The sequence below is a fragment of the Thalassospira sp. genome, assembly GCF_002709775.1.
Lineage (GTDB): Bacteria > Pseudomonadota > Alphaproteobacteria > Rhodospirillales > Thalassospiraceae > Thalassospira.
The window spans coordinates 1-22,937 of sequence record NZ_PAQR01000023.1 but is presented as its reverse complement, the minus strand read 5'-3'; the positions used below and the strand labels follow the sequence as shown (position 1 = coordinate 22,937).

Here is a 22,937-nt window from a genome sequence, read left to right as displayed (position 1 = left end):
CTAGGCAGCCGTCTTGTTGCCCTTGCTGCGCTGCTGACTGACCAGCTTGACCTGCAGCCATTCCATGATGGTTTCGGCCACCTTTTCCCAGTTTTTATCAAGCATCAGGGCGTGATGAATGTCATCGATCAGGGCATAATCCGCGCCATATCGTTTGGCAGTGTGGTGGATCAGCTCGCTCTGGATGATTTCATCATCGCGTGCGCCAAGTACCAGCATGGACGGAACCTCGTCCTTTGACAGAAAGATCGGGTTGGCACCCATCATGTCGGCAATCGCGCGCTGACTTTCGGTTTCAAGCCGTCCGAAATAGATCATGCCTTCGTCTTCGGCGATATCGGGCGACAGCATTGCGCGGCCAAGTCGTTCACGCAGCAGCGTGTGCGGGCCGATAGCTTGTAACCAGAACATCTGGAAATAAAGATCAGGCTGGGCCATGGCCATCATGGCGTTGCTGGCAAGCAGGCCCTCGGGCGGGACAGAGGCCATCAGGATAGCGGCCTCCGCACTATGGCGTTCAAGATACTTTTGAACGATATAGCCGCCCATGGAATGGCCGATCAGCACGGGCTTTTTGCCAAGGGTTTCAACAACCTCTTCAAGGTCTTCAACGTAATCATCAATTGATGCAAGACTGCGTAGCTCGCGGCCGCCGCTGCCGCCATGGCCGCGCAACGAAAAGGCGACGGTTTCAAAGCCGCGATCGGCAAACCAGGTCAGGAAATGCTCGTTCCAGCACCAAGCCCCGGTGTAGGCGCCATGTACGAACACCAAGGGGTGCTTGCTTTTGGGCTTGCCTGTCGGGCTGCGACGGAAAATCTCCAATTCGGGACTCATGGCCTGTCTCCTCGCGCTGCGGGATGAATGCAAATAGACGCCTTGGCTGATCAGATATCCTTCATGTTCGCACATGCAGCATAATTCTGTCCAATCACAAGTGGGAATACAACTTTGGTTTGGCAATGATTGTCAGTCTAAGGTTGTTTGCTTATGATTGCGTCCGGGACAGCAAAAGACGTGAGGGGACGCGCGAATTAGCGCGTCTGGACAATAACAACACCGTAGTGAGAAGCTTGGGGGATATGGTTAAATTATCAGTGGTCGGCATTTTCGCGGATCTCGATGAGAGCGCGATAGCAGATGTCGAACGCCACGTTAACCGAAAGACATTTTCGGCCGGGGCGCAAATTATCGAGCCGGAATCCGACAGTTCCGACGTTTACCTGATCCTTTCGGGCCGGGTTCGGATCGTCAATTATTCCCTTTCAGGACGTGAAATCACTCTCGAAGAAATCGGTGCTGGCGGGTGCGTTGGGCAATTGTCCGCTATTGATGGCGAGCCGCGCTCGGCCTGCGTGATTGCGGTTGATGATACCAATGTCGGCATTCTGAGCCCGGCGAACTTTGAGAAGGTTGTCAAAAGTCATCCGTCGGTTGCCTGGAATGTGATCGGGGAACTGGCCCGCATCGTGCGCAACTCGACCCGACGGATTGTTGATGTAAGTACTTTGGGCGCCAACGAACGCGTCGTGGCGGAGATCCTGCGTCGGGCCAGCAATGTTTGTGATGGCAGTGGTTCGGCTTTGTTGTCGCCAGTCCCGGTTCATTCCGAAGTGGCTGGACGGGTCAGCACATCGCGCGAGACTGTTGCACGCGTCATGAGTACGTTGGGACGACGTCAGTTGGTGACCAAGGTGGATGGCGGTCTTATGGTCCCGGATGTCCGCCGGCTTGAGGAATTTCTCAGCGAATCTATCCACTAGACTGTATTTGTATGATTTTTTTGTCCATCATGTGATGGCTGTCACAGAGAATAGGGCAATCAGAGGGTAATTATATTCGTGTGACGGGCATTTCGATGTTCCGGCACATCTCCCCCAAGAGAGTTACTGGCCGTACATTTTTGTACGGCCATTTTTTTTGCGTTTTCGCATGGCGCAGGGGCGGTTGCCTGTCTAATGTGGTTGAAACAACTGCATTTCTGAAACAGGGAACCCTCAATGCGTATTTCTGTGGTTATGGCCGGACTGAACGGTGCGATGGCCGTCGCACTTGGCGCATTTGCCGCCCATGGTATGGCAGGCAGCGAAATGGACTATGCGCGCGGTCTTGTTGAAAAGGGCGCGCATTATCAGCTTATCCACGCAGTCGCCATGGCGGCGATTGCCGGACTTGTACATCATGTGCCTGATGAAAAGTTCCTGCGGATTGCGGCTTATGCCATGCTGGTCGGGATCTTTTTCTTCTGCGGGTCTTTGTATGCCATCGCCTTTAGCGGCATTACCGGCTTTGGTGCGGTTGCCCCGATTGGTGGTTTTTCGTTCATTGGTGGCTGGCTGTTGCTGGCCGCGGCCGGGTATCGGCGGTTCGGCTGACTGCCGCGAAGCGATTAACACTGGGCGCTGAACGGTATCTAGTGACGCGAACAAAAAAAAGACGTGTCCCGAAGGACACGTCTTTTTAAGTCTTGGCAACCAAGTTCCGAAGAACCGGATTACTTCATTTTCGCTTCTTTGAACACGACGTGCTTACGCACGACCGGGTCGTACTTGCGAAACTGGAATTTCTCGGTGGTATTCCGCGGGTTCTTCTTAACAACATAGAAGTAACCGGTGTCTGCGGTGCTTACCAACTTTACGAGGATCGAAGCGGGCTTCGCCATGTCTCTGCATCCTGTGTTCAGGTGTATCTCAGGCGGCGGAACATAAAGGTTATCGGCAGAGTGTCAAGCCATTTTGGCAAAAAAGAATGCAAATTTATTGGCTGGCAAATGTATCGGCGATTTCCTCTTGTCCGGCATAGGCCAGATTCTTGTATTCACGGCGATTTTTCAGCAGTTCCAGCGCCACTTCGACATCAAATGTTTCGCCATTCGCACTTGCCGGACAGACATTGCGCAGTTCGCGACGGCTTTTTTCATCCTGATAGTCCAGAGCGCGCCACTTCATCATCATCGAGGCGATCTGATCACGCTGTGACAGCGCTTGTGCAACCTGATGGATTGCGGTGTCGTTTGCATCGGACTGCGTGCAGATGGCCGGGAAAAGACCGATTCTGTCAAAGGTGTAGCCAGAAGGGGCTGTCATGCGTGACCAGGTGAAGGTCAGCGTGCCATGGTTGGGCAGATCATTGATCGCCTGAACCGATCCCTTGCCAAAGCTTGTGGAGCCGATCAGTACCGCCCGGTGACGGTCTTGAAGCGCTGCTGCTACCAATTCGGCCGAAGACGCCGTGCGTCCGTCAATCAGAACCACCAGCGGCACACCGTTGGTCAGATCCCCACTTTCGGCCTTGAAAATGTGGCGCGCGGCCATCACACGGGAAAATGTCTTGCCGATCGGGCCATCGGCCAGAAACAGGTCGGCAACGGCGACACCCTGTTGCAAAAGCCCGCCGCGATTGCCGCGAAGATCAAGAATGACGCCCTCAAGCCCGCCATCATAAAGCTTTGCCTTCATGATGCTGTCGGCAAGGGTGGTGGCCGTCGCAGAGTTGAAGCTGCTAACCCGTGCGATCAGGACATTGTCACGGTATTCGGCAAACACAGTCCGGTCGATCACCCGTTCGCGCAGGATTTCCATCGGGGTGATGGCAGGACTGTTGGCGGCATTGACCTCGATAAGGACAGAAGTACCTTCCTCGCCATGCAGCAGGTCGGCGGCATAGCGGCTGGCTTTGCCATACATGTCCTCGCCATTGACCGTCAGGATCTGATCCCCGGGATGAAGACCTGCACGTGCAGCCGGGCTTTCCGGATGGACAAGTTTGACGACAGGGTAGCCCGAACCACCAACAACACGCACACCAATTCCGATATATCCATCACGACGGTTGCGCGCATTCTCGGCCCGTGCCGGGCCCTCATAGCGACTATAGCGATCCAGATTGCGGATCGCACCACTGATCAGGGCAGACTCGATGTCTTTGGTTTGGGTGTTGCGCAGTTTGGCCGAATGAGCCCGGTATTTGGCTAAGCCATTGAGCGTGATTTCCGACCAGACCTGAAGATTATCATGATCGACCGTCTCATCAGATGTGGCGGGCAGGGCGATCCTGTCGACTGTCCGGTCATCATATTGCAGAACCAAATCCATCGGGGTGATGTCGACCCGGATGTTTTCGTCAATCGATGACAGGCCATCAAGGGTGTTCACAAGGATCTGTTCGCGGCTGATCGGGTCGATATAGCGCGTGGCAACCAGTTCTATCGTCTGGGAAATCAGTTCACGGGTTTGCGGATCGTCGGGGGAGGTTACGCCCATCCGGTCGGAGCTGGCACAGGCGGCGAGCGAAACACATAACCCGACGGCGGCACAAACGCGTTGCAAGCGACGCATTCCAGTGTCGGTATTAGGATATTTAGTCTCTGAGACGCGACGTGCGACCAACTAATGGATCCGTTTAATTCAGGTTAGATAACCCACGTATTCTACTGGAAAAAATGGCCTTTTGCCAATGACTATCCTTTGATCCGCATCGCCCATTGGGTGCCAAGAACGGCCCCTTTGATAAAGGGCAGGAATCCAAGGCATAATGCGACTGTTGCCGGAAGCCAGATCGAAAGTTGCAGGGCCAATGACGGGCTGAAATTCTGTTCCATGGCAAGCGCGCCCGGTACCACGATATGTCCGACAAGGAAGATCGTGAAATAGGGCGGGGCATCATCGCAGCGATATTCCCCGATCGGGTGATTGCACACATCACATTCCGAGCGAAGCTTCAGATAACCGCCAAAGGCAAAGCCATGGCCGCAATTCGGGCACTTGCGGCGAAAACCTCGGCGCAGGCCGGTCATCAGTCGGCTGCTGCCTTGTTTGCTGGCAGTGCCATTTGTTTCAGGTGAAATATCGTGCGGGGCATTCATAGGCAAAATTAACTCCTGTTACGTCCAAGGCCCTCTTGATCCGGGTGGCGAAAACGGGCATTCAGACGGTGAGCCATCATCATGATGTTCGATCGCGCAAGCAAGTAAAATCGACCCTTGTTATTCACCTCAGGGGCGCATTTCGGGTCACGTTTGCTTGATCGAACAGTTGCCAAGGGAGTGCCTAATGGGAAATGCGGACGCAATCGTTGCCGGTCTGAAACAGGACTTCATTGAGGACACGCTCGAACGCATTGATCGCATTGAAACAACGATTGACCGCGTCGCTGGCGGCATGGACGAAGCCGGCCCGGGCATTGCCGAGTTGCGCCGCGAAGCCCACACCGTGAAGGGGCTTGCGGGATCATTCGGGTTCCCGTTGGTCGGGGCGATTGCCCATCGGCTTGAAGATTATATCGCCGATCTGAGCCAGATTGATGATCTCGAAGCGGCATCACTGGTCGATTTTACCAGCTGGATCCGCGAGATCATTGAAAGTGGCACCAATCCGCAGGCTGAAGAAGAAACACGTATATTGCGATCCCTGCCGACCCGTAGTGCCAAGGCAGATGAAAAAGATGATACTTCCGAAGTTGCGGTTGCGCAGGACAAGGAAGTCCTTCTGGTCACGGCAACCGCCGTGCAGGGGCATTTTTTGCAACGCGCACTGCGTGAAAAGGGCTTTCGGACCATTACGGCACGATCCGCAGTCGAGGCGTTTGAGACGGTCGTTCAATCTCGCCCCGATGCCGTGATTACTGCAGCTGTCCTTGATGGGTTGAGCGGGATTGAACTGATCCGCGCGCTCGCGGCCATGAAAACGCTGGCAGATAAGAAACTGGGCCTTTTGACCAGTTTCGAGGCGTCCCATCCCGATCTGGAAGGCTTGCCCAAGAACGTTGCAATCATTAGCAACCGGGGCAAACAGACCGCCGAACATCTTACGAAGTTCATTGAAACCATGCTCTGAGCATTTGCCGGAAACTCGGTATCGAAAAGAAAAGGCGGCCAGATCGGCCGCCTTTGGTGTTTTGTGGGGATCCATCGGATCAATCCGATTTAGGACCCTGTTTTGCCGCGTTACGCGACGCCCGGTTGGACGCCACCAGCTTGCGCTGCTTTTTCGGCGTGGTCTTTTTCTTGGCCCCGGCTTTCTTGCCTTTTGACTTGGTGGCGGATGAACCACCGGGGCCATTGGCGTCACGTGGACCGGATCGGAAGCCGGGCTTGCTGCCATGACGGTGGCTGCGATCACCGGGGCTGCCGCGGCGCTTGCCAGAGCCACGTCGACCGCGCGGCCGTTCGATCAGGTCGCGTGCGGTGATTTCGGCGTGCTCGGCCAGGCGCAGGGCCAAAGACCCTGTGGCGGCATCAGCATCGGCAATACGCACGACAACAGAATCACCCAGCTGGAACTTCTTGCCCCGGTTTTGGCCGACCAGCGCGTGGCTTGCCGCGTCATGGATGTAATAATCATCGGGCAGGGTGGATATCGGAACCAACCCGTCCGCACCGGTTTCGTTCAGCGATATGAACAGACCGAAATGCGTAACCCCGGAAATCTTGCCCGGGAACTCTGCGCCAACCTTGTCGGACATATAGGCCGCGACATAGCGGTCAACTGCATCGCGTTCGGCCATGGCCGCCCGTCGTTCGGTGCCTGAGATATCCTCGCCAATCTGCTCGAACCGTTCGCCTTCTTCGGGCGTCAATCCGCCTTCACCAAGCTTGAGGCCGGCGATCAGGGCGCGATGGACCAGAAGGTCCGCATAACGACGGATCGGAGAGGTAAAGTGCGCATATTTCTTAAGAGCGAGACCGAAGTGCCCGATATTATCGGGGCTATACATCGCCTGTGACTGACTGCGCAACACCACGGTGTTGATCAGTTCGGCCTCTGGCGTGTCCTTGGCAAGTTCAAGAATCCGGTTGAAATCACGCGGACGCAGAACCGATGCCTTGTTCAGCTTATAACCTGCGCCTTCAAGGAACTCATGCAGCGCTTCAAGCTTTTCCTCGCTCGGTGCATCGTGGATACGATACATGCAAGGTTGCTTGATGCGTTCAAGTTCCTCGGCCGCACAGACGTTGGCCGCGATCATGAATTCTTCGATCAGCTTGTGGCTGTCAAAGCGCGCACGCGGTGCAATGGCGACGATCTGGCCCTGATCATTCAGCTCGATCTTGCGTTCGGGAACATCAAGCTCCAGCACGCCACGCTTTTTGCGGGCTTCGAGGAACGCGTTATAGGCGCCGTAAAGCGGTTTGATGATCGTATCGACCAACGGGCCGGTGGTGTCATCAGGCTGGCCATCCATCGCACGCTGGACCTGATCATAGGTCAGGCGGGCGGCGGATTTCATCATACCACGGCAGAATTTATGGCGCAGTTTGTGGCCATGCTTATCAAGCCACATCTCAACCGCCATACAGCCGCGATCTTCGTGCGGAACCAACGAGCACCAACCGTTAGAAAGCTCAAACGGCAACATCGGTACGACGCGATCCGGGAAATAGCAACTATTGCCACGTTTGACCGCTTCACGGTCAAGAGCATCGCCCGGGCGCACATACCAGGACACATCGGCAATCGCGACCATGATGTGCCAACCGCCTTCGTTGGCCGGGTCCGGATCGGCTTCGGCCCAGACGGCATCGTCAAAGTCGCGCGCATCAGCGCCGTCAATAGTCACCAGCGGGATGTCACGCAGATCGGTGCGTTTGCCCAGCGGGGTGGCCTTGGATTCGCGTGCCTGAAGTTCGACCTCGGGCGGGAATTCAAACGGAATGCCGCGCGCATGGATCGACACCAGGCTGATCGATTTCGGTTCGTTGATGTTGCCAAGGACCTCGGTGATCCGGCCCTTGCGCAATCCGAAATGCTTGCCCGGCAGGATTTCGGTCAGAACCAGCGCACCGCTTTCAAGATCGGGATGATCATCAAGCGGGACGGCGATCTCGCCGCTATCCTTGCGGTCTGTAGGTACAACGCGACCTTCGCGTTCATTGGGACGATAAAGCCCCAAGACGCGCTGTGGGCCGCTTCCAAGGACCCGCATGATGCTGGCTTCGTAGGTATGCTTGCCGGTATAGCGCAGCTTGGCCAAAATCTTGTCGCCAATGCCCGGCGCACTCGGTCCGCCACGGCGGATCGATTTCACCACGATCAGCGGCGGGTCATAGTCGTGCTTCCAGACATTCGGCTTGGCCAGAACTTCGCCGTCATCATCAATGCCGGTGATTTCAAGAACCTCAACCGGTGGCAGGCGGTCCGGCTTGTCAAAGCGCCGGCGACCCTTGACGACATCGCCGCCAATTTTCAGGTCTTTCAGGATCTTCTTGAGCTCGATCTTGGCCGCGCCCTTGATATTAAAGGCGCGCGCAATCTCGCGCTTGCCGACAGGTGTCGGGCTCATATCGATAAACTCGATAATCTCTTCCTTGGTCGGGAAGTGTTTTTTGTCTTCTGTGTCGTTCGCCAACTTTGCGGCGTCCTTTCATCGGTATTCCAGAGAAAAGGAAGGCGGCGATTAGTTCGCCGCCGCCTTTTTCGTGGTTGTCTTTTTCGCTGCTGGTTTCTTCGCAGCGGTTTTCTTTTTGGCAGGCGCCTTTTTGGTCGCCGTCTTTTTCGCAGAAGCCTTCGTGGTCTTGCCCGATTTGGCTTCTTTTTCCTTGATGGCCTTTATCGCCATTTCAAGGGTGATGTCATCGCGTTCGACATCGCGGATATTGGCAATGGTTTTCTTGTGTTTGACGAACGGTCCCCAGCGCCCGACTGCGACAAAGATCGGTTCACCGTCATCCGGGTGCTTGCCGATTTCCTTGCCTGCCTTTTCGCGCTTGTCCGCAATCAATGTGATCGCGCGGTTTTCACCAATCGTCAGAACATCATCATCGGCCTTGAGCGACGCAAAGATACTGCCCGCCTGAACATACGGGCCAAAGCGGCCAATATTGGCTTTCATTTCTTCGCCGGTTTCGGGGTAGATCCCGACAACGCGTGGCAAGGTCAGGAGTTCCTCGGCCTTGGTCAGATCAACGACAGACGGTTCCAGGCCCTTGGGTAGGGAGGTGCGCTTTGGTTTGACCTTTTTGGGCTTGCCGTTCTTGCCTTCGACTTCCTCTTCCTCGCCAAGCTGGACGTAAACGCCGTACGGACCTTTGCGCAGGGTGATTTCCTTGCCGGTCTCCTTGTCGATGCCAAGAACCTTTGGCCCAGAGTCGAGTTCGGAGTCCGCACCGTTTTCATTGGCAACCAGCGGACGGGTATAGTTGCATTCCGGATAGTTCGAGCAGCCAAGGAAGGCGCCAAACTTACCCAGCTTGAGGCTCAACTGACCATCCGAGCATTTCGGGCATTTATGCGGGTCTGTTCCGTCTTCGCGCGTCGGGAACAGGTAGTTTTCCAGCATTACCTGAAGCGCATCAAGGACATCGGTTATCTTGAGTTCCTTGGCTTCGTCGACATTGCCTTTGAACGATTTCCAGAAATCTCTGAGAACCTCTTTCCAGGCAAGCTTGCCCATCGAGATTTCATCAAGCTGGTTTTCCAGATCCGCAGTGAAGTTGTATTGCACATAGCGTTCAAAGAATTTCGACAGGAATGCTGTGACCAAACGACCACGATCCTGTGCGACAAAACGACGCCGTTCGAGCAAGACATAGTTTCGATCCTGCAGGACCGAAATGATCGATGCATAAGTCGACGGACGGCCAATGCCGAGCTCTTCCATCTTCTTGACCAGACTTGCCTCGGTATAGCGGGGTGGGGGCTGGGTGAAGTGTTGGTCGATGCTGACCTTGCCAAGATCGGGCTTCTGGCCCTCTTTTAGCGGCGGCAGACGACGATCCTTTTCGTCTTCGGCCTCGTCATCCTTGCCTTCCTGATAAAGCTTCAGAAAGCCATCAAACTTCACAACCGAACCATTGGCACGCAGGACCACGTGATTGTCATTCGATGACAGATCAACAGCTACCTGATCAAAGCGGGCATCTTCCATCTGGCAGGCGACGGTCCGTTTCCAGATCAGGGTGTAAAGGGCCAGCTGGTCCTTATCGAGATGACGCGAAACCTGTTCCGGGCGACGGAACAGGTCGGTCGGACGGACCGCCTCGTGGGCTTCCTGCGCGTTCTTGGCCTTGTTGGCAAAGCTGCGTGCGGAGCTCGGAAGATACTCGTCACCGTAATCCTTGCCGATCAGGCGGCGCGCTGCTGCCAGGGCTTCCTGTGACAGGACCACGGCGTCAGTACGCATATAGGTAATCAGACCGACCGTCTCACCACCGATATCAACACCTTCATACAGGCGCTGGGCAAGTTGCATGGTGCGCTTGGCACCAAAGCCAAGCTTACGCGACGCTTCCTGCTGCAGGGTTGACGTGGTGAAAGGCGGCTGCGGACGACGTTTGACGTCTTTGCGCTCGACCTTGGAAACGGTGTAGCTGCGGCTTTCCACCTTTTCCTTGGCGACCTTGGCAGCGTTTTCATCGCCCAATGCAAGCTTGTCGAGCTTTTCACCATTCAGGTGGGTGAGGCGAGCGGAAAACTGGCCTTCCGGCACGGCAAAACCGGCTTCAAGCGACCAGTATTCGTCAGGTTTGAAAGCCTCGATCTCGATTTCGCGTTCGCAGATCAGACGCAGTGCCACAGACTGCACGCGTCCAGCCGACCGGGAACCCGGCAGTTTACGCCACAGAACCGGTGACAGGTTAAAGCCAACAAGATAATCCAGCGCACGCCGCGCGAGGTAAGCATCAACCAGTTCCTGATTGAGTTCGCGCGGGTTGGCAATTGCTTCGGTTACGGCCTTCTTGGTGATCTCGTGGAACACGACGCGATGGACATCGCGGCCGCGGAGCAATTTTTTCTGCTCGAGAACTTCAAGAATATGCCAGGAAATGGCTTCACCTTCGCGATCCGGGTCAGTCGCGAGGAAAATGGTGTCGGAGTCACGCGCCGCAGAGGCAATTTCACGGATCTGCTTTTCCGAACGGCCATCTGTTTCCCAGACCATCGAAAAGTCGTTGTCGGTATCGACCGAGCCATCCTTGGACGGCAGATCGCGGATATGACCGAATGAGGCCAGTACCTTATAATCGTCACCGAGGTATTTGTTGATCGTCTTGGCTTTGGCCGGGGATTCGACGATGACAAGATTCATTACGTTTTTCGTGTCCGGTTCTTGCGCCCGAAGGCGGTCATTATGCTGCGTGGTCAGTAACCTGAAGTTCTGCACACATATATTATAGTGTGTCGCTGTTTTTCAGATCAAATTGCGCAAATTGCGGCAAATCACAACAATATTTGTCACATCCATATCCGACGCGACTCTCATTTGGCGATACGCGATACCCTATTTCCGGGGTGACGTTCAACCCTTCCTGCAAGTTCGAGTTCAATCAAAATTGTCGAAACCTGCTCGGCGGGCAAGTCCGACGTACGGATGAGTTCATCAATCAACAGGGGGGTAGGCGAAAGCAAATCGAACAGTTTTTCGCTCTCTTTAAGGACGCCGTCACAGTCATCTTCTTCTAGTGGGAATTCTTTTAAATCAATGGTTTGATCTGCTTTCTTTCCGTCTAACATGATGGCGTCCTGTTCAAGGGATGCCAGGATGTCGCCATAGGATGCAGCTGTCGTTTCGTGGTCTGTTGTTCGGGCGTCTGTATTAAAGGTGTGAATTCGTTCAAACAGATGGCTGTTCTGCTCGGCCACACGAACAGCATCAAGAATAACGTCGGCAGAGTCGCACAGGATCGCACCATCACGGATCAGACTGTTTGGACCGGCCGCGCGTGGATCGGTCGGGGATCCCGGAACCGCAAAGACGTCACGACCCTGTTCTGCAGCAAAGCGCGCGGTGATCAATGACCCTGAATTGCGTCCGGCCTCAATCACCACCGTGCCGAAAGACAGCCCGGAAATGATCCGGTTACGCCTTGGAAAATGCCGCGCCTGCGGTTTGAGGCCCGGCGGCATTTCCGAAATCACGCAGCCCTGATCACAAAGCTTTTCGTAAAGGTCCTGATGTTCGCGCGGGTACACCACATCAACACCGCCGCCCAGAACCGCAATGGTCCCGCCAACCGCATTGCCGTTGGTTTGCAGGGCGGCGCTATGTGCCGCGCCATCAATGCCGCGTGCCATGCCCGATACAACGACATAGCCCGCATTTACCAATTCATGGCTGATTTTACGCGCGAAGCCGCATCCTGTTGCCGATGCATTGCGCGCGCCAACAATGCCAATGGCGGTTTTGGTCAATAATTCGATCCGTCCGATGGCATAAAAATAAGCTGGGGCGTCATCAATTCGGGCTAGCAATGCCGGGTACTCCGGATCGCCAAATATGATCGGTTTTGCCCCGCACGTCTTGGCCGTCTCGATTTCTGCAACCGTCTCATCACGGGTGGCGAGCTTGATCTGCCGGGTTGTTTTGGTATGGGCAATGAGCTCGGGCAGGGCATCAATCGCATTACGGCCAGAGCCAAACCGTTCAAGCATTTTACGGAATGTAACCGGACCAACATTGGCGCTACGCGCCAACCGCATCCGTGCGAGGCGTTCCGATTGTGATAATCGCTTTGGTTGTTGGTCGGAAAAATGCATAACGCCCGGATTGTGATCATCCGGGCGTTCTTTCGTCAAGCTATTCGAAGGGGCGGTCTGGGCCTAGGACGCTGGCGTTTCTTCGTCAGCCTGTTTTTTCTTCTGGCCGATCTTGGGTTCTTCACCGCGCAGCAAGCGACCGATATTGGCGTGATGGGCAAGCCAGACAATCGCGGCAAGAAACACACCAAGCCAACCTGCACCCGGATCATTGGCGATAAAGAACGCCGCCAGCGGGGCTGCGATCATCGCAATCAAAGCCGAAAGCGATGAAATACGGAATATCAGCGCCATCACAAGCCAAGTCAGGGCCGCACAAAGGCCCATGATCCAGTTAACGGCTGCTAGTGTGCCAAGGGTCGTTGCAACCCCTTTGCCGCCTTTAAACCGCAGCCAGATCGGGAACATGTGACCAAGTACTGCAGCCCCACCGGCAAAGATGCCTTGCTCGGCACCATAAAGATGGGTGAACAGCAAGGCCGCAAACGCACCTTTGCCCGCATCCCCGATCAGAGTCAGAAGGGCAAGGCCTTTGCGTCCGGTGCGCAGAACGTTGGTCGCACCGATATTGCCAGACCCGATCTGACGAATATCACCAAGCCCGGCCATTCTTGTCAGGACAAGACCAAACGGGATGGAACCCAGCAGGTATCCGCAAACCGTTGCGACCTGAAGCGACATCAACATTGCCTTGTAGGTGGCATCAAGTTCCATTTCAGGCACCTTCCGAGAAGACTTCGCGACCATCAATAAAGGTGCGCAGGACGCGACCCTGCGTCAAACGGCCATCAAACGGTGAGTTTTTCGATTTCGAATGGAACTGGTAGGGATCCACTTTCCACGGGCGATCCGGATCAAAGATCACAAGATCGGCCGCTGTTCCTTCGCTCAAGGTTCCGGCACCTTTGATGCGGACCAGTTCCGCGGGAATTCGGGTAAGCTTGGTAATCACATTAAGAAGCGACATATGCCCGTTGTGATAAAGTTCCAGCGCCATCGGAAGCAGCGTTTCAAATCCGACTGCACCGGCGGCGGCCTGTGCAAAGGGTAGGCGCTTGGAATCGGCATCTTGCGGGTTGTGATCCGATGCGATGGCATCAATCGTGCCGTCGGCCAAGCCCGCAACAATTGCCTGACGATCATCTTCGGATCGCAGCGGCGGAGAAAGCTTGGCAAAGGTTCGGTAATCCGAAACCGCATTTTCATTTAGCGCAAAATAGGGCGGGGCCGTATCGCAGGTGACTTTAAGACCACGTTTCTTGGCCTTACGAATGACCTCAACCGATTCCCCGGTCGAGATATGGGCGAAATGCAGACGCCCGCCCGTCATTTCAACAAGGCGCAGGTCGCGTTCAATCTGAATGACTTCAGCCAGTGGCGAAACACCCGAAAGGCCAAGGCGTGTGGCGAGTTCACCACTGTTCATCGACGCACCCTTGGAAAGCTCCGGCTCTTCGGGATGCTGAACGATCATGCCGTCAAAAAACGTCGAATATGCCAGTGCCTGACGCAGCAGACGTGCGCTGGCAATGGTTTTGACGCCATCGCAGAAGGCAACAGCACCGGCCTGATGCAGCAGGCCCATTTCGGTGATTTCCTGGCCTTCGATGCCCTTGGACACCGCGCCATAGACAAATACCTTCGCCAGACCAACCTTGCGCGCACGCCGGGCGATGAATTCCACGCCCGCGACGTCATCAATCACCGGATCGGTATTGGGAAGGGCAATGATGGTGGTGACCCCACCGATGGCCGCCGACTTGCCTGCCGTTTCGATGGTTTCCTGATGCTCAAATCCCGGCTCGCGCAACTGGGCGCGCATATCGACGAGGCCGGGTGCCAGACACGCGCCACCAAGGTCGATGATCTCAAAGCCATCGGGAACCGTGCTCTCGGTAATGTCCGGGCCGCTTTTAAGAATGGTGTCATCTTCGATCAGGAGGCCGCCTTTTTCATCGGTCTGTTTGACCGGATCAAGCAAGCGGGCATTGATGAAGGCCTTTTTACCTGCGCCCTTGGCGCGGATTGCGGGACTCATGCCTGACCTCCCATCTTTCTGTGGTTCTGCACGAGCAATTCAAGCGCTGCCATGCGCACGGCAACGCCCATTTCGACCTGTTCACGGATGACGGAACGTTCAACGTCATCGGCAACTTCACTGTCGATTTCGACCCCGCGGTTCATCGGACCGGGATGCATGATCAGCGCGTCGGGTTTGGCATTGGCCAGTTTGGCACGATCAAGGCCATGGAAATGGAAGTATTCACGCACCGACGGGATGAAGCTGCCTTCCATGCGTTCAAGCTGCAGACGCAACATCATGACGATGTCGCAATCCTTCAGGCCTTCTTCCATGTCATGGAAGATTTCAACACCCATGCGGTCGATTTTCGACGGGATCAGGGTTGGTGGTGCGACAAGGCGCACGCGCGATCCCATGGTGTTCAAAAGCAGGATGTTGGACCGTGCCACCCGCGAATGGGCAATGTCGCCGCAAATCGCAACATTCAGGCGATGCAGGCGTCCTTTGTGGCGGCGGATGGTCAGCGCATCAAGCAGTGCCTGGGTCGGGTGTTCGTGGCGACCATCGCCTGCGTTCAGGACCGCACAGTTGACCTTTTCACTCAGAAGCTTGACCGCACCACTGTCACCATGGCGAACAACCAGGGCATCCGGGTTCATGGCATTGAGCGTCATCGCCGTATCAATCAGGGTTTCACCCTTTTTGACCGAACTTGTGCCAACCGTCATGTTGATGACGTCAGCGCCAAGACGTTTGGCGGCAAGTTCGAACGATGTCAGCGTCCGGGTAGAGTTTTCGTAAAACAGATTAACAACTGTCGCGCCGGCCAGAATGTTGCTGGTCTTGTCAGCGGAGCGGTTTTTTTCCGCATAGTGCTGGGCGCGGTCCAGAATAAGGGTGATTTCCCCGGGGGTCAGACCCTCGATCCCGAGGAGGTGTGGGTGCGGATAATGATCCGCCGCTGGTCCCATGACGCTCATGGCGTTGCACATTTCCCTTGGATGGTCTTTGAAAAATTTCGGGCGGAGCATACCGAATTGCCCCTGTCACGAAAAGTTAAATATTGCCCGTAACTGCCATGCATTCGTATGGAAATTCCTGACTGACCGGTCAGGTTTGCGGGTGAATAGAATAAGCCGATCACGTTCAGACCGCTTGGGTCAGAATGGCAATCACGGGCATGGTCAGAATGGCAAGCAGGGTGTGAACCGTGATGATACTGGCCATCATCTGGGCATCACCGCCCATCAGGCGGGCCAGCACATAGGCGCTGGCCGAACAGGGCAGGGCAGCATACAGCACCACAGCCGCTAGCTCGATATCCGGCAATCCGAGCATAAGGCAAAGTCCCGCTGCAATCGCCGGGCTCAGAACTAGTTTGCCAACGCTAGATACCCCAACCGGGAACCCAGCACGCCTAGCTGCCGAAAGATCAAGCCCCGCACCAACCGCAAGCAGCCCAATGGGAAGGGCGGCACGGCCCAGTACTTCAAGGAACGGCCCAACGATGGGCGGCAATCCGATGCCAAGAACGTTAAACAGGCTACCCAGAACGCAGGCCATCAAAAGCGGGTTTTTCGCTACATCCCGTAACAGCGACAGCACACCGGGGTTGCGATCATTGTCACCAAGATGGGCGCAGGCCAGAACGGAAATGACATTTACAGTGGGTACGACCAATGCCACGCAAAGGGCGGTGACGGTCAAACCATGGGTGCCAAGCAGGGCGGCAGCAACCGCAAGCCCGATATAGGTATTGGGGCGAATAGCACCCTGTACCAGAGATGAAAATGTCGGTGCAGAAACTTTGAGGACCGGTCGCACGGCAAGGATCAGAACCGTGCAGATGGCAATTGTGCCCAGCATGGCGGTCGCAATGCCCAGAAGCGGCAGGCTGCCAAGGTCTGCCTTGGCGGTATTGGAAAACAGCAGCGCAGGAAAGGTAATGAAATAGGTCAGCTTTTCCGCGCCCGGCCAAAAGCTGTCAGGCAGGAATTTCCGTTCACGCAGCACATACCCGACAACAATCAGGGCAAAGGTCGGCAGCAATGCAGACAGGATGGCGATCATCAGGCGACTTTCAGCACATGGCACTGAGAAATGGGCGAAACCAGCTTACTGTTACCACCATTGTGCGCAGGGGAAAACACACTCGCGACCGGTAATCATTCCAGATGACTAAAATTCATTTGGCGGCGACTTGTCCTTTGCCGGGTGATTTCTGATGTGATAGTCAGCACAGCCAACGGGTTTTGGCGTCGATAAACTGCTTGCAATTCAAAGTCGTCCGGGTCGCTGAATATTCTAGGAAAGGGACGCCATGTCACGCGCGATTGATCACATTGTTCTGTGTGTGAATGATCTTGATGCCGCCATCTCTGCTTATGCGCGGCTTGGGTTCACTGTGACCCCGCGTGCAGTTCATCCCTTCGGTACCGGTAATGCACTTGTGCAGCTTGACGGTATGTATATTGAGCTACTTTCCGTCGTTGATCCGGACAAGATTGCCGAAACCGATCTTGCCGAGCCATTTTCCTTCCCGATTTACAATCGCGACTATCTGCGTCATCGCGAAGGCATGTCGATGCTGGCCCTTCAGTCCGACGATGCGGAGCAGGACCGGGAAAAGTTCATTGCAGCCGGGGCGGCTGTGCCGCCGGTATTTCATTTTGAACGCGATGCCAAAACGCCAGAGGGGGATACGGTCGGTGTGGCGTTTTCGCTGGCGTACTCCAACCATCCCTTGCTTCGCCATGCGGTAACATTCGTCTGCCAGCATCGCCATCCGGTACAGAACTTTTATTTCCCGGCATATCAAACCCATAAGAATGGGGCTGTTGCGATCGGCAAGGTTCTTATTGATCACTGGGCAGCAGATGCCGTGCGCGACTTCTATCAGGAAATCGGAGTCGACGGCATTGTCGATGCCTTGCATGGTGATGAGCTGGTTGCCCGATATGGCGTGGAAGATCCGGCGTTTCCGACCGATGGGTTTGCCGGTTTCGAACTGATTGTCGACGACATGGCAAAGATATCGGATGCCGCCACAGAGATGGGCGCGGTTGAGAAGAATGGTGCCCTTATTCTGCCGCCCTCAAAATTCTTTGGTGTGATGATGGTTATCCGCACCAAATAAAAAAGCTGCCCGTTTGCATGGGCAGCTTTGATCAGGTCAATCTGGAAGTCCTGAATTCAATCAGTCTTCATCACCGTCGATTTCGTCTTCATCGGCCTCGGCGTTTTCGCCAGGATCGGTATGACGGTTCAGGTGATCGAGTGCGCCTTGCAGGATGTATGCAGCAGCTGTCTTGTCGACGACTTCTGCACGGCGCTTGCGCGTCATGTCGACTTCCTCAATCAGGATACGCTCAACCGCGTTGGTCGACAGGCGCTCGTCCCACATCAGGACGGGCAGGTCGATATACTTCTCCATCTCATCGACAAAGGCATAAACGCGATGGCAGGCCTTGCCGATCGAACCATCAAGTTCGCGCGGGAAGCCTATAATAATGCCGCCGACATTCTGTTTATCGATGATCGAAGAAAGTTGAGCGATGTCGCGCGTGAACTTCTTGCGCGAGATCAGCTCATACGGGGATGCAATCTGCAGCCCGACGTCTGACAGGGCTACGCCAATGGTCTTGGTGCCCAAATCAAGGCCCAACACACGTGCTGCCGGTGGCAAGAACCGCAGCAATTCCTGAGTATCATTACAAATCATGGCGACCTTATAGGTGTGTTTGCGGCAAATTGCTAGGTGTGTTTAGCGCGACCTGTCAGGGCCGTAAAATTGTATCGTTTTCCGATTTATGGAAGAAACGAGCTTGAATTTCGCATGTTGGCGCATTTTATACTAATCAACGTGGAAAATGGCGGGCTTCCTAGCGAAAAAATCTTTATGAATGATGGGGGGTTGAAGTGCTTCTAGAGGTTTGTTTTAATGTCGCACTGCAGAAATTGATCGAAATCGAAATATGCAGGGCGAGACAGGCAGACCGAATGCGCAGATCATCTTGAGAGAGACAAAACAGTCAAAAGCAGCGCACCTGTTACATGGTAGTGTCGCAATGCTTCTATCCATAGGGGTCAGGAACCGTCATTCTGGATAGGTTCCAGTTGATTTCCGCATACAAAAATCACCAAAAGCGAAAACGCTGAACAAACAATGACATATCAGGGGGTATAGGGTTTGGCCGACGGTGCATCGAATGAAGCGTTCGTTGAGTTTGAACGTGTACAGAAAAGTTATGACGGCGAATCACTCGTCGTTAAAGATCTCAACCTAACCATGCCTAAGGGCGAGTTCCTGACGATGCTTGGCCCGTCAGGTTCGGGCAAGACAACTTGCCTTATGATGCTTGCCGGCTTCGAAACCGCAACCCACGGCGATATCCGCCTTGGCGGCGTTTCGATCAACGATATCCCGCCGCACAAGCGTGGGATCGGCATGGTGTTCCAGAACTACGCACTCTTCCCGCACATGACGATCGCCGAGAACCTGGCTTTCCCGCTTGAAGTCCGCAAAATGGGCAAGGCGGAACAGGAAGAAAAGGTCAAGCGCGCACTCGACATGGTGGAGATGGGCCGCTTTGGCGGACGTCGTCCTGCACAGCTTTCCGGTGGTCAACAGCAGCGTGTTGCCTTGGCACGCGCTCTGGTGTTCGAGCCAGAACTGGTTCTGATGGACGAACCGCTTGGCGCACTTGACAAGCAGCTTCGCGAAAAGATGCAGTTCGAAATCACGCACCTTGCGCACCAGCTTGGCATTACCACGGTTTACGTCACCCATGACCAGACCGAGGCATTGACCATGTCTGACCGTGTTGCCGTGTTTGATGATGGCCGCATTCAGCAGCTTGCACCGCCTGACAAACTTTACGAAGAACCGGAAAACAGCTTTGTTGCGCAGTTCATCGGCGAAAACAACACGCTCGAAGGTGTTGTGAAGGAAATCAAGGGCAACACCTGTGTTGTTCAGCTTGATGGCGGCGAAGTTATTGATGCCGTTCCAGTCAATGTGAGCGAAGTGGGTGAGCGCACGCGTGTTTCGATCCGTCCTGAACGTGTCGAATATAACCGTGATCGCCTGCACGCAGATGCACATACGCTCAAGGCCGAGGTTCTGGAATTCATCTATATGGGTGACATCTTCCGTACACGTCTTCGTGTAGCTGGCAATGATGAGTTCATCATCAAAACCAGGAACGCGCCGGACCAGGTGCGTCTGACACCGGGTACGGAAATTGAGATCGGCTGGCTTGCAGAGGATTGCCGCGCGCTCGACGCGTCGTAACCCGTCTCTAAGTCAGGCAGATACAGGACCGGTACGCCCGGGTGCTGGTCCTCAACGAATAGTCCGGGAAACAATCAGGGAGTCTATTAATGCAGCTCATTAAAACCCTCACAGCATCGACAGCTTTGCTTGTTGTTGCGGGTGGTTCCGCATTTGCTCAGGACATGGCGTCGGACATGACCCTTGTCAGCTGGGGTGGTGCATACCAGAACAGCCAGATCAAGGCTTATGCTGAGCCTTACATGGCGAACAATCCGGGTGTTTCGATCACCTGGGACGAAAGCTCGAACGAAGCCGTTGCAAAAATGCGTGCAATGAACGAAGCCAACAACGTAACCTGGGACCTGGTTGACGTTGTTGCTGCTGACGCAATGCGCCTTTGCGACGAAGGCCTCGCAATGGAAATCGATGCGAACGAAGTTCTTGCAGCAGCGCCGGACGGCACCTCTGCAGAAGATGACTTCGGTGATCTCCTTGTAAGCGACTGCTTCATCCCGCAGATCGTTTACTCGACCACCTTCGGTTACCGTGAAGACATGGTTCCGGCTGGAACTCCGGCACCGACCGACATCTGTGCCCTGTTCGATACCGAAACCTATCCGGGCATGCGTTCGCTTGAAAAACGCCCGATCAACAACATGGAATGGGCTCTGCTCTGCGATGGTGTTGCCAAGGACGAAGTATACAGCGTTCTTGAAACCCCGGAAGGCCAGCAGCAGGCTCTCGACAAACTGGCAACCATCAAAGACAGCGTTATCTGGTGGAGTGCTGGTGCAGACACCCCGCAGCTTCTGGCTGACGGCGAAGTCTTCATGGGTTCGACCTATAACGGTCGTCTGTTCTCCGCAATCGTTGAACAGGATCAGCCGATCGCAATGCTTTGGGACGCTCAGGTCTTCGACCTTGACGGCTGGATCATTCCGGCAGGTCTTCCGGAAGATCGCCTGAACCGCGTTCTGGACTTCGTGAAGTTCGCAACCGACACCCAGCGTCTTGCTGACCAGGCTGCTTACATCTCGTACGGTCCGGCTCGTTTCTCTTCGGCACCGCTCGTTGGTAAGCACGCCGATCTGGGCATCGACATGGCTCCGCACATGCCGACCGATCCGGCAAACGCCAAGAACACGTTCCTCTATAACTACGAGTTCTGGGCTGACTACCGTGACGACATCGATGCCAAGTTCCAGGCTTGGCTCGCTCAATAAGAGCTAAGGGAAGGGGGCCGTTCACGGCCCCCTTTGCCGACCAATTCGCTAAAAATAAATTGCCGATCGAAATAACGACCGAAAACACCGGGGCAGGCTTACGGGGGCGTAATGGGTGATACATCACAAGAAGTAGTGTTAGCTGCTGATGGCAGACCACTAAAACAAAGTCTACGAAGAGCATTGATGCGCCAGAAAATGCGCGCGCTCATGCTGGTTGCACCGCTTTTGATTTTTGTGGTGGTGACCTTTATCGTACCGATCCTCTCGATGCTTTTCCGGTCGGTTGAAAACGATATCGTGCCGAACACCATTCCGGGCACTGTTGTTGCCTTGACCGAATGGGATGGTTCCACCGGTCAGCCGCCGCACGAAGACGTTTACCGCAATCTTTACATCGATTTGTTCAAGGCCGAAGAAGCCAAGCAGCATACGCGCCTTGGTACCCGTCTGAACTATGAACAAACCGGTCTTTCTTCGATGTTCCGGACCACCGGCCGTTCGCTCGACGATATTGGCGAGCTTTGGCAGGATCCGCTTGAAGATATCGACCCCAATTTTGAAGAAGGCTCCTTCTGGTTCGAGATGATGTCTGGAACCGGTGGTGAAGGCTTCCTTGAACGCCGCCGTGAAATGCTGGCCCTTATGTCGGATGAAGACATGAGCGGTGATGTCGGCTTCGTGCCGTCTGCAGACATGATCGAAATGCTGCCATGGACCGCGCAGGCCTATACTGATTTTGCCATTTGGGCCGCCATTCGGGACGAAGACACCGTTTCGGAAGAAGATCCGTGGGAGTCCGTCTATGGCGCGCTTGGCATGGATTTGACCAATCCGGATACGGTTTCGGCCATCAATAGCTATGGCGGGCCGGGTGCAAGTGCCCTGCAGGCTGCTGCGGCAAACCTTGATCAGCTTCCGCAATTTGGCTTCCGCGAAGCCTTTGTCGAGGAAGACGAAGACTGGGGTTCTGCCAAGGTCTGGGCGACGATCAAGCTCTACTCGCCAAGCCTGACACCGGGTTACTTCCTGAACTCGGTCGATATGACCCTGACGCCGGATGGCATTGAATCCAAGCCTGATAACCAGCAGGTCTACACGACGCTGTTTACGCGTACGCTGATTATGGCGCTGATCATTACCGCCAGCTGCATTGTTCTGGGGTATCCGGTTGCCTGGCTTCTGGCCAACCTGCCGATGCGCACGGCAAGCATCCTGATGATCTTGGTTCTTCTGCCGTTCTGGACGTCGCTTCTGGTGCGTACGTCGGCCTGGAAGGTGCTTTTGCAGCAGCAAGGGGTGATCAACGAAATCCTTGTTTGGCTTGGATTTGTCAATGATGCGGATCGCCTGATCCTGATGAATAACGCAACAGGTACGGTTATTGCCATGACCCACATCCTGCTGCCATTCATGATCCTGCCGCTCTATTCGGTGATGAAAACCATCCCACCAAGCTATCAGCGCGCAGCCAAGTCTCTTGGTGCGACGAACTGGACTGCCTTCTGGCGTGTCTATTTCCCGCAGTCTGTTCCGGGCATTGGTGCCGGTTCGATCCTCGTGTTCATTCTGGCAATCGGTTACTACATCACGCCGGAAATTGTTGGTGGTACGGATGGTGTCTTCATCTCCAACCGAATTGCCTATCACATTTCAAGTTCGCTCAACTGGGGCCTTGCGGCCGCACTCGGGTCTATCCTTCTCGTCGTCGTTCTTGGCCTGTACTGGTGCTACGACAAGATTGTGGGCATCGATAACGTGAAGTTGGGGGGCTAAGAACATGAATGAAGTAATCTCATACGTAAGACGGCCCGAATTGATGACCTTCACGATGCCACTCGTGGCTCTGCTAGGGGCCATGTTCGGCTTCATTACCGGCAACATCTTTGGCAGCCCGTGGATCGGGTTTGTCCTTGGTGCTGCTGTCGGTGCAGCGCTTGCTT

At 54.9% G+C, this 22,937-nt stretch carries 19 protein-coding genes; 7 read left to right on the top strand and 12 right to left on the bottom strand.

Annotated features, from left to right (window positions below; translation table 11 throughout):
* On the bottom strand, nucleotides 1-837 hold the full coding sequence (locus tag CMO10_RS09710; protein ID WP_297021282.1) for an alpha/beta hydrolase: 837 nt from the start codon (nucleotides 835-837) through the stop codon (nucleotides 1-3).
* 245 nt (nucleotides 838-1,082) lie between these two features.
* On the opposite strand from CMO10_RS09710, the gene CMO10_RS09705 reads away from it, so the two are divergent.
* Both CMO10_RS09705 and CMO10_RS09700 read left to right on the top strand, forming a co-directional pair.
* Nucleotides 1,083-1,763 (top strand): Crp/Fnr family transcriptional regulator, encoded by a 681-nt coding sequence (locus tag CMO10_RS09705; protein ID WP_297021279.1) that lies wholly within the window; start codon nucleotides 1,083-1,085, stop codon nucleotides 1,761-1,763.
* A gap of 237 nt (nucleotides 1,764-2,000) precedes the next feature.
* On the top strand, nucleotides 2,001-2,375 hold the full coding sequence (locus CMO10_RS09700) for a DUF423 domain-containing protein (RefSeq protein ID WP_297021276.1): 375 nt from the start codon (nucleotides 2,001-2,003) through the stop codon (nucleotides 2,373-2,375).
* 119 nt (nucleotides 2,376-2,494) lie between these two features.
* Here the strand turns inward: CMO10_RS09700 and rpmG are convergent, their stop codons facing one another.
* From rpmG to CMO10_RS09685, 3 genes are all read right to left on the bottom strand, one after another.
* A complete protein-coding gene (gene rpmG, locus CMO10_RS09695; protein WP_008890790.1) occupies nucleotides 2,495-2,662 on the bottom strand; it encodes a 50S ribosomal protein L33 in 168 nt (55 codons plus the stop codon).
* Between the two features lie 94 nt (nucleotides 2,663-2,756).
* Nucleotides 2,757-4,337 carry a S41 family peptidase gene (locus CMO10_RS09690; protein WP_297021273.1) on the bottom strand — a complete coding sequence of 527 codons (1,581 nt, stop codon included), beginning with the start codon at nucleotides 4,335-4,337 and terminating at the stop codon, nucleotides 2,757-2,759.
* 122 nt (nucleotides 4,338-4,459) lie between these two features.
* On the bottom strand, nucleotides 4,460-4,864 hold the full coding sequence (locus CMO10_RS09685; RefSeq protein ID WP_297021270.1) for a DUF983 domain-containing protein: 405 nt from the start codon (nucleotides 4,862-4,864) through the stop codon (nucleotides 4,460-4,462).
* Between the two features lie 187 nt (nucleotides 4,865-5,051).
* Between CMO10_RS09685 and CMO10_RS09680 the strand changes: the two genes are divergently transcribed.
* Nucleotides 5,052-5,834, top strand: coding sequence for an Hpt domain-containing protein (locus CMO10_RS09680; RefSeq protein ID WP_297021267.1), 783 nt, complete (start codon nucleotides 5,052-5,054; stop codon nucleotides 5,832-5,834).
* Between the two features lie 79 nt (nucleotides 5,835-5,913).
* On the opposite strand, the gene rnr is transcribed toward CMO10_RS09680, so the two are convergent.
* From rnr to CMO10_RS09645, 7 genes are all read right to left on the bottom strand, one after another.
* Entirely contained in the window at nucleotides 5,914-8,346 is a 2,433-nt protein-coding gene (rnr, locus tag CMO10_RS09675; RefSeq protein ID WP_297021265.1) for a ribonuclease R, read from the bottom strand.
* Nucleotides 8,347-8,394: 48 nt separating this feature from the next.
* Nucleotides 8,395-11,025 carry a type I DNA topoisomerase gene (gene topA, locus CMO10_RS09670; RefSeq protein WP_297021263.1) on the bottom strand — a complete coding sequence of 877 codons (2,631 nt, stop codon included), beginning with the start codon at nucleotides 11,023-11,025 and terminating at the stop codon, nucleotides 8,395-8,397.
* Nucleotides 11,026-11,195: 170 nt separating this feature from the next.
* Nucleotides 11,196-12,473, bottom strand: coding sequence for a DNA-processing protein DprA (gene dprA / locus CMO10_RS09665; protein WP_363928339.1), 1,278 nt, complete (start codon nucleotides 12,471-12,473; stop codon nucleotides 11,196-11,198).
* Nucleotides 12,474-12,536: 63 nt separating this feature from the next.
* Nucleotides 12,537-13,187 carry a glycerol-3-phosphate 1-O-acyltransferase PlsY gene (gene plsY / locus CMO10_RS09660; protein WP_297021257.1) on the bottom strand — a complete coding sequence of 217 codons (651 nt, stop codon included), beginning with the start codon at nucleotides 13,185-13,187 and terminating at the stop codon, nucleotides 12,537-12,539.
* A gap of 1 nt (nucleotide 13,188) precedes the next feature.
* A complete protein-coding gene (gene pyrC, locus CMO10_RS09655) occupies nucleotides 13,189-14,511 on the bottom strand; it encodes a dihydroorotase (protein WP_297021255.1) in 1,323 nt (440 codons plus the stop codon).
* Nucleotides 14,508-15,467 carry an aspartate carbamoyltransferase catalytic subunit gene (locus tag CMO10_RS09650; RefSeq protein WP_297021309.1) on the bottom strand — a complete coding sequence of 320 codons (960 nt, stop codon included), beginning with the start codon at nucleotides 15,465-15,467 and terminating at the stop codon, nucleotides 14,508-14,510. Before CMO10_RS09650 ends, pyrC begins: the two co-directional genes overlap by 4 nt.
* A gap of 175 nt (nucleotides 15,468-15,642) precedes the next feature.
* Nucleotides 15,643-16,566 (bottom strand): AEC family transporter, encoded by a 924-nt coding sequence (locus tag CMO10_RS09645; protein ID WP_297021251.1) that lies wholly within the window; start codon nucleotides 16,564-16,566, stop codon nucleotides 15,643-15,645.
* Between the two features lie 250 nt (nucleotides 16,567-16,816).
* Here CMO10_RS09645 and CMO10_RS09640 point away from each other — a divergent pair, with 250 nt between their 5' ends.
* Complete coding sequence (locus CMO10_RS09640) at nucleotides 16,817-17,632, top strand: VOC family protein (RefSeq protein WP_297021249.1); 816 nt, start codon at nucleotides 16,817-16,819, stop codon at nucleotides 17,630-17,632.
* A gap of 60 nt (nucleotides 17,633-17,692) precedes the next feature.
* Here the strand turns inward: CMO10_RS09640 and ruvX are convergent, their stop codons facing one another.
* Entirely contained in the window at nucleotides 17,693-18,217 is a 525-nt protein-coding gene (gene ruvX, locus CMO10_RS09635) for a Holliday junction resolvase RuvX (protein WP_297021247.1), read from the bottom strand.
* 468 nt (nucleotides 18,218-18,685) lie between these two features.
* On the opposite strand from ruvX, the gene CMO10_RS09630 reads away from it, so the two are divergent.
* The 3 genes from CMO10_RS09630 to CMO10_RS09620 all read left to right on the top strand — a co-directional run bounded on the left by CMO10_RS09630 (nucleotide 18,686) and on the right by CMO10_RS09620 (nucleotide 22,770).
* Nucleotides 18,686-19,789, top strand: coding sequence for an ABC transporter ATP-binding protein (locus tag CMO10_RS09630; protein ID WP_297021246.1), 1,104 nt, complete (start codon nucleotides 18,686-18,688; stop codon nucleotides 19,787-19,789).
* Nucleotides 19,790-19,878: 89 nt separating this feature from the next.
* On the top strand, nucleotides 19,879-20,994 hold the full coding sequence (locus tag CMO10_RS09625) for an extracellular solute-binding protein (protein ID WP_297021245.1): 1,116 nt from the start codon (nucleotides 19,879-19,881) through the stop codon (nucleotides 20,992-20,994).
* A 186-nt stretch (nucleotides 20,995-21,180) separates the two neighbouring features.
* Nucleotides 21,181-22,770, top strand: a complete 1,590-nt coding sequence (locus tag CMO10_RS09620; protein ID WP_297021242.1) for an ABC transporter permease — start codon at nucleotides 21,181-21,183, stop codon at nucleotides 22,768-22,770.
* The last annotated feature ends 167 nt before the right edge of the window (nucleotides 22,771-22,937 follow it).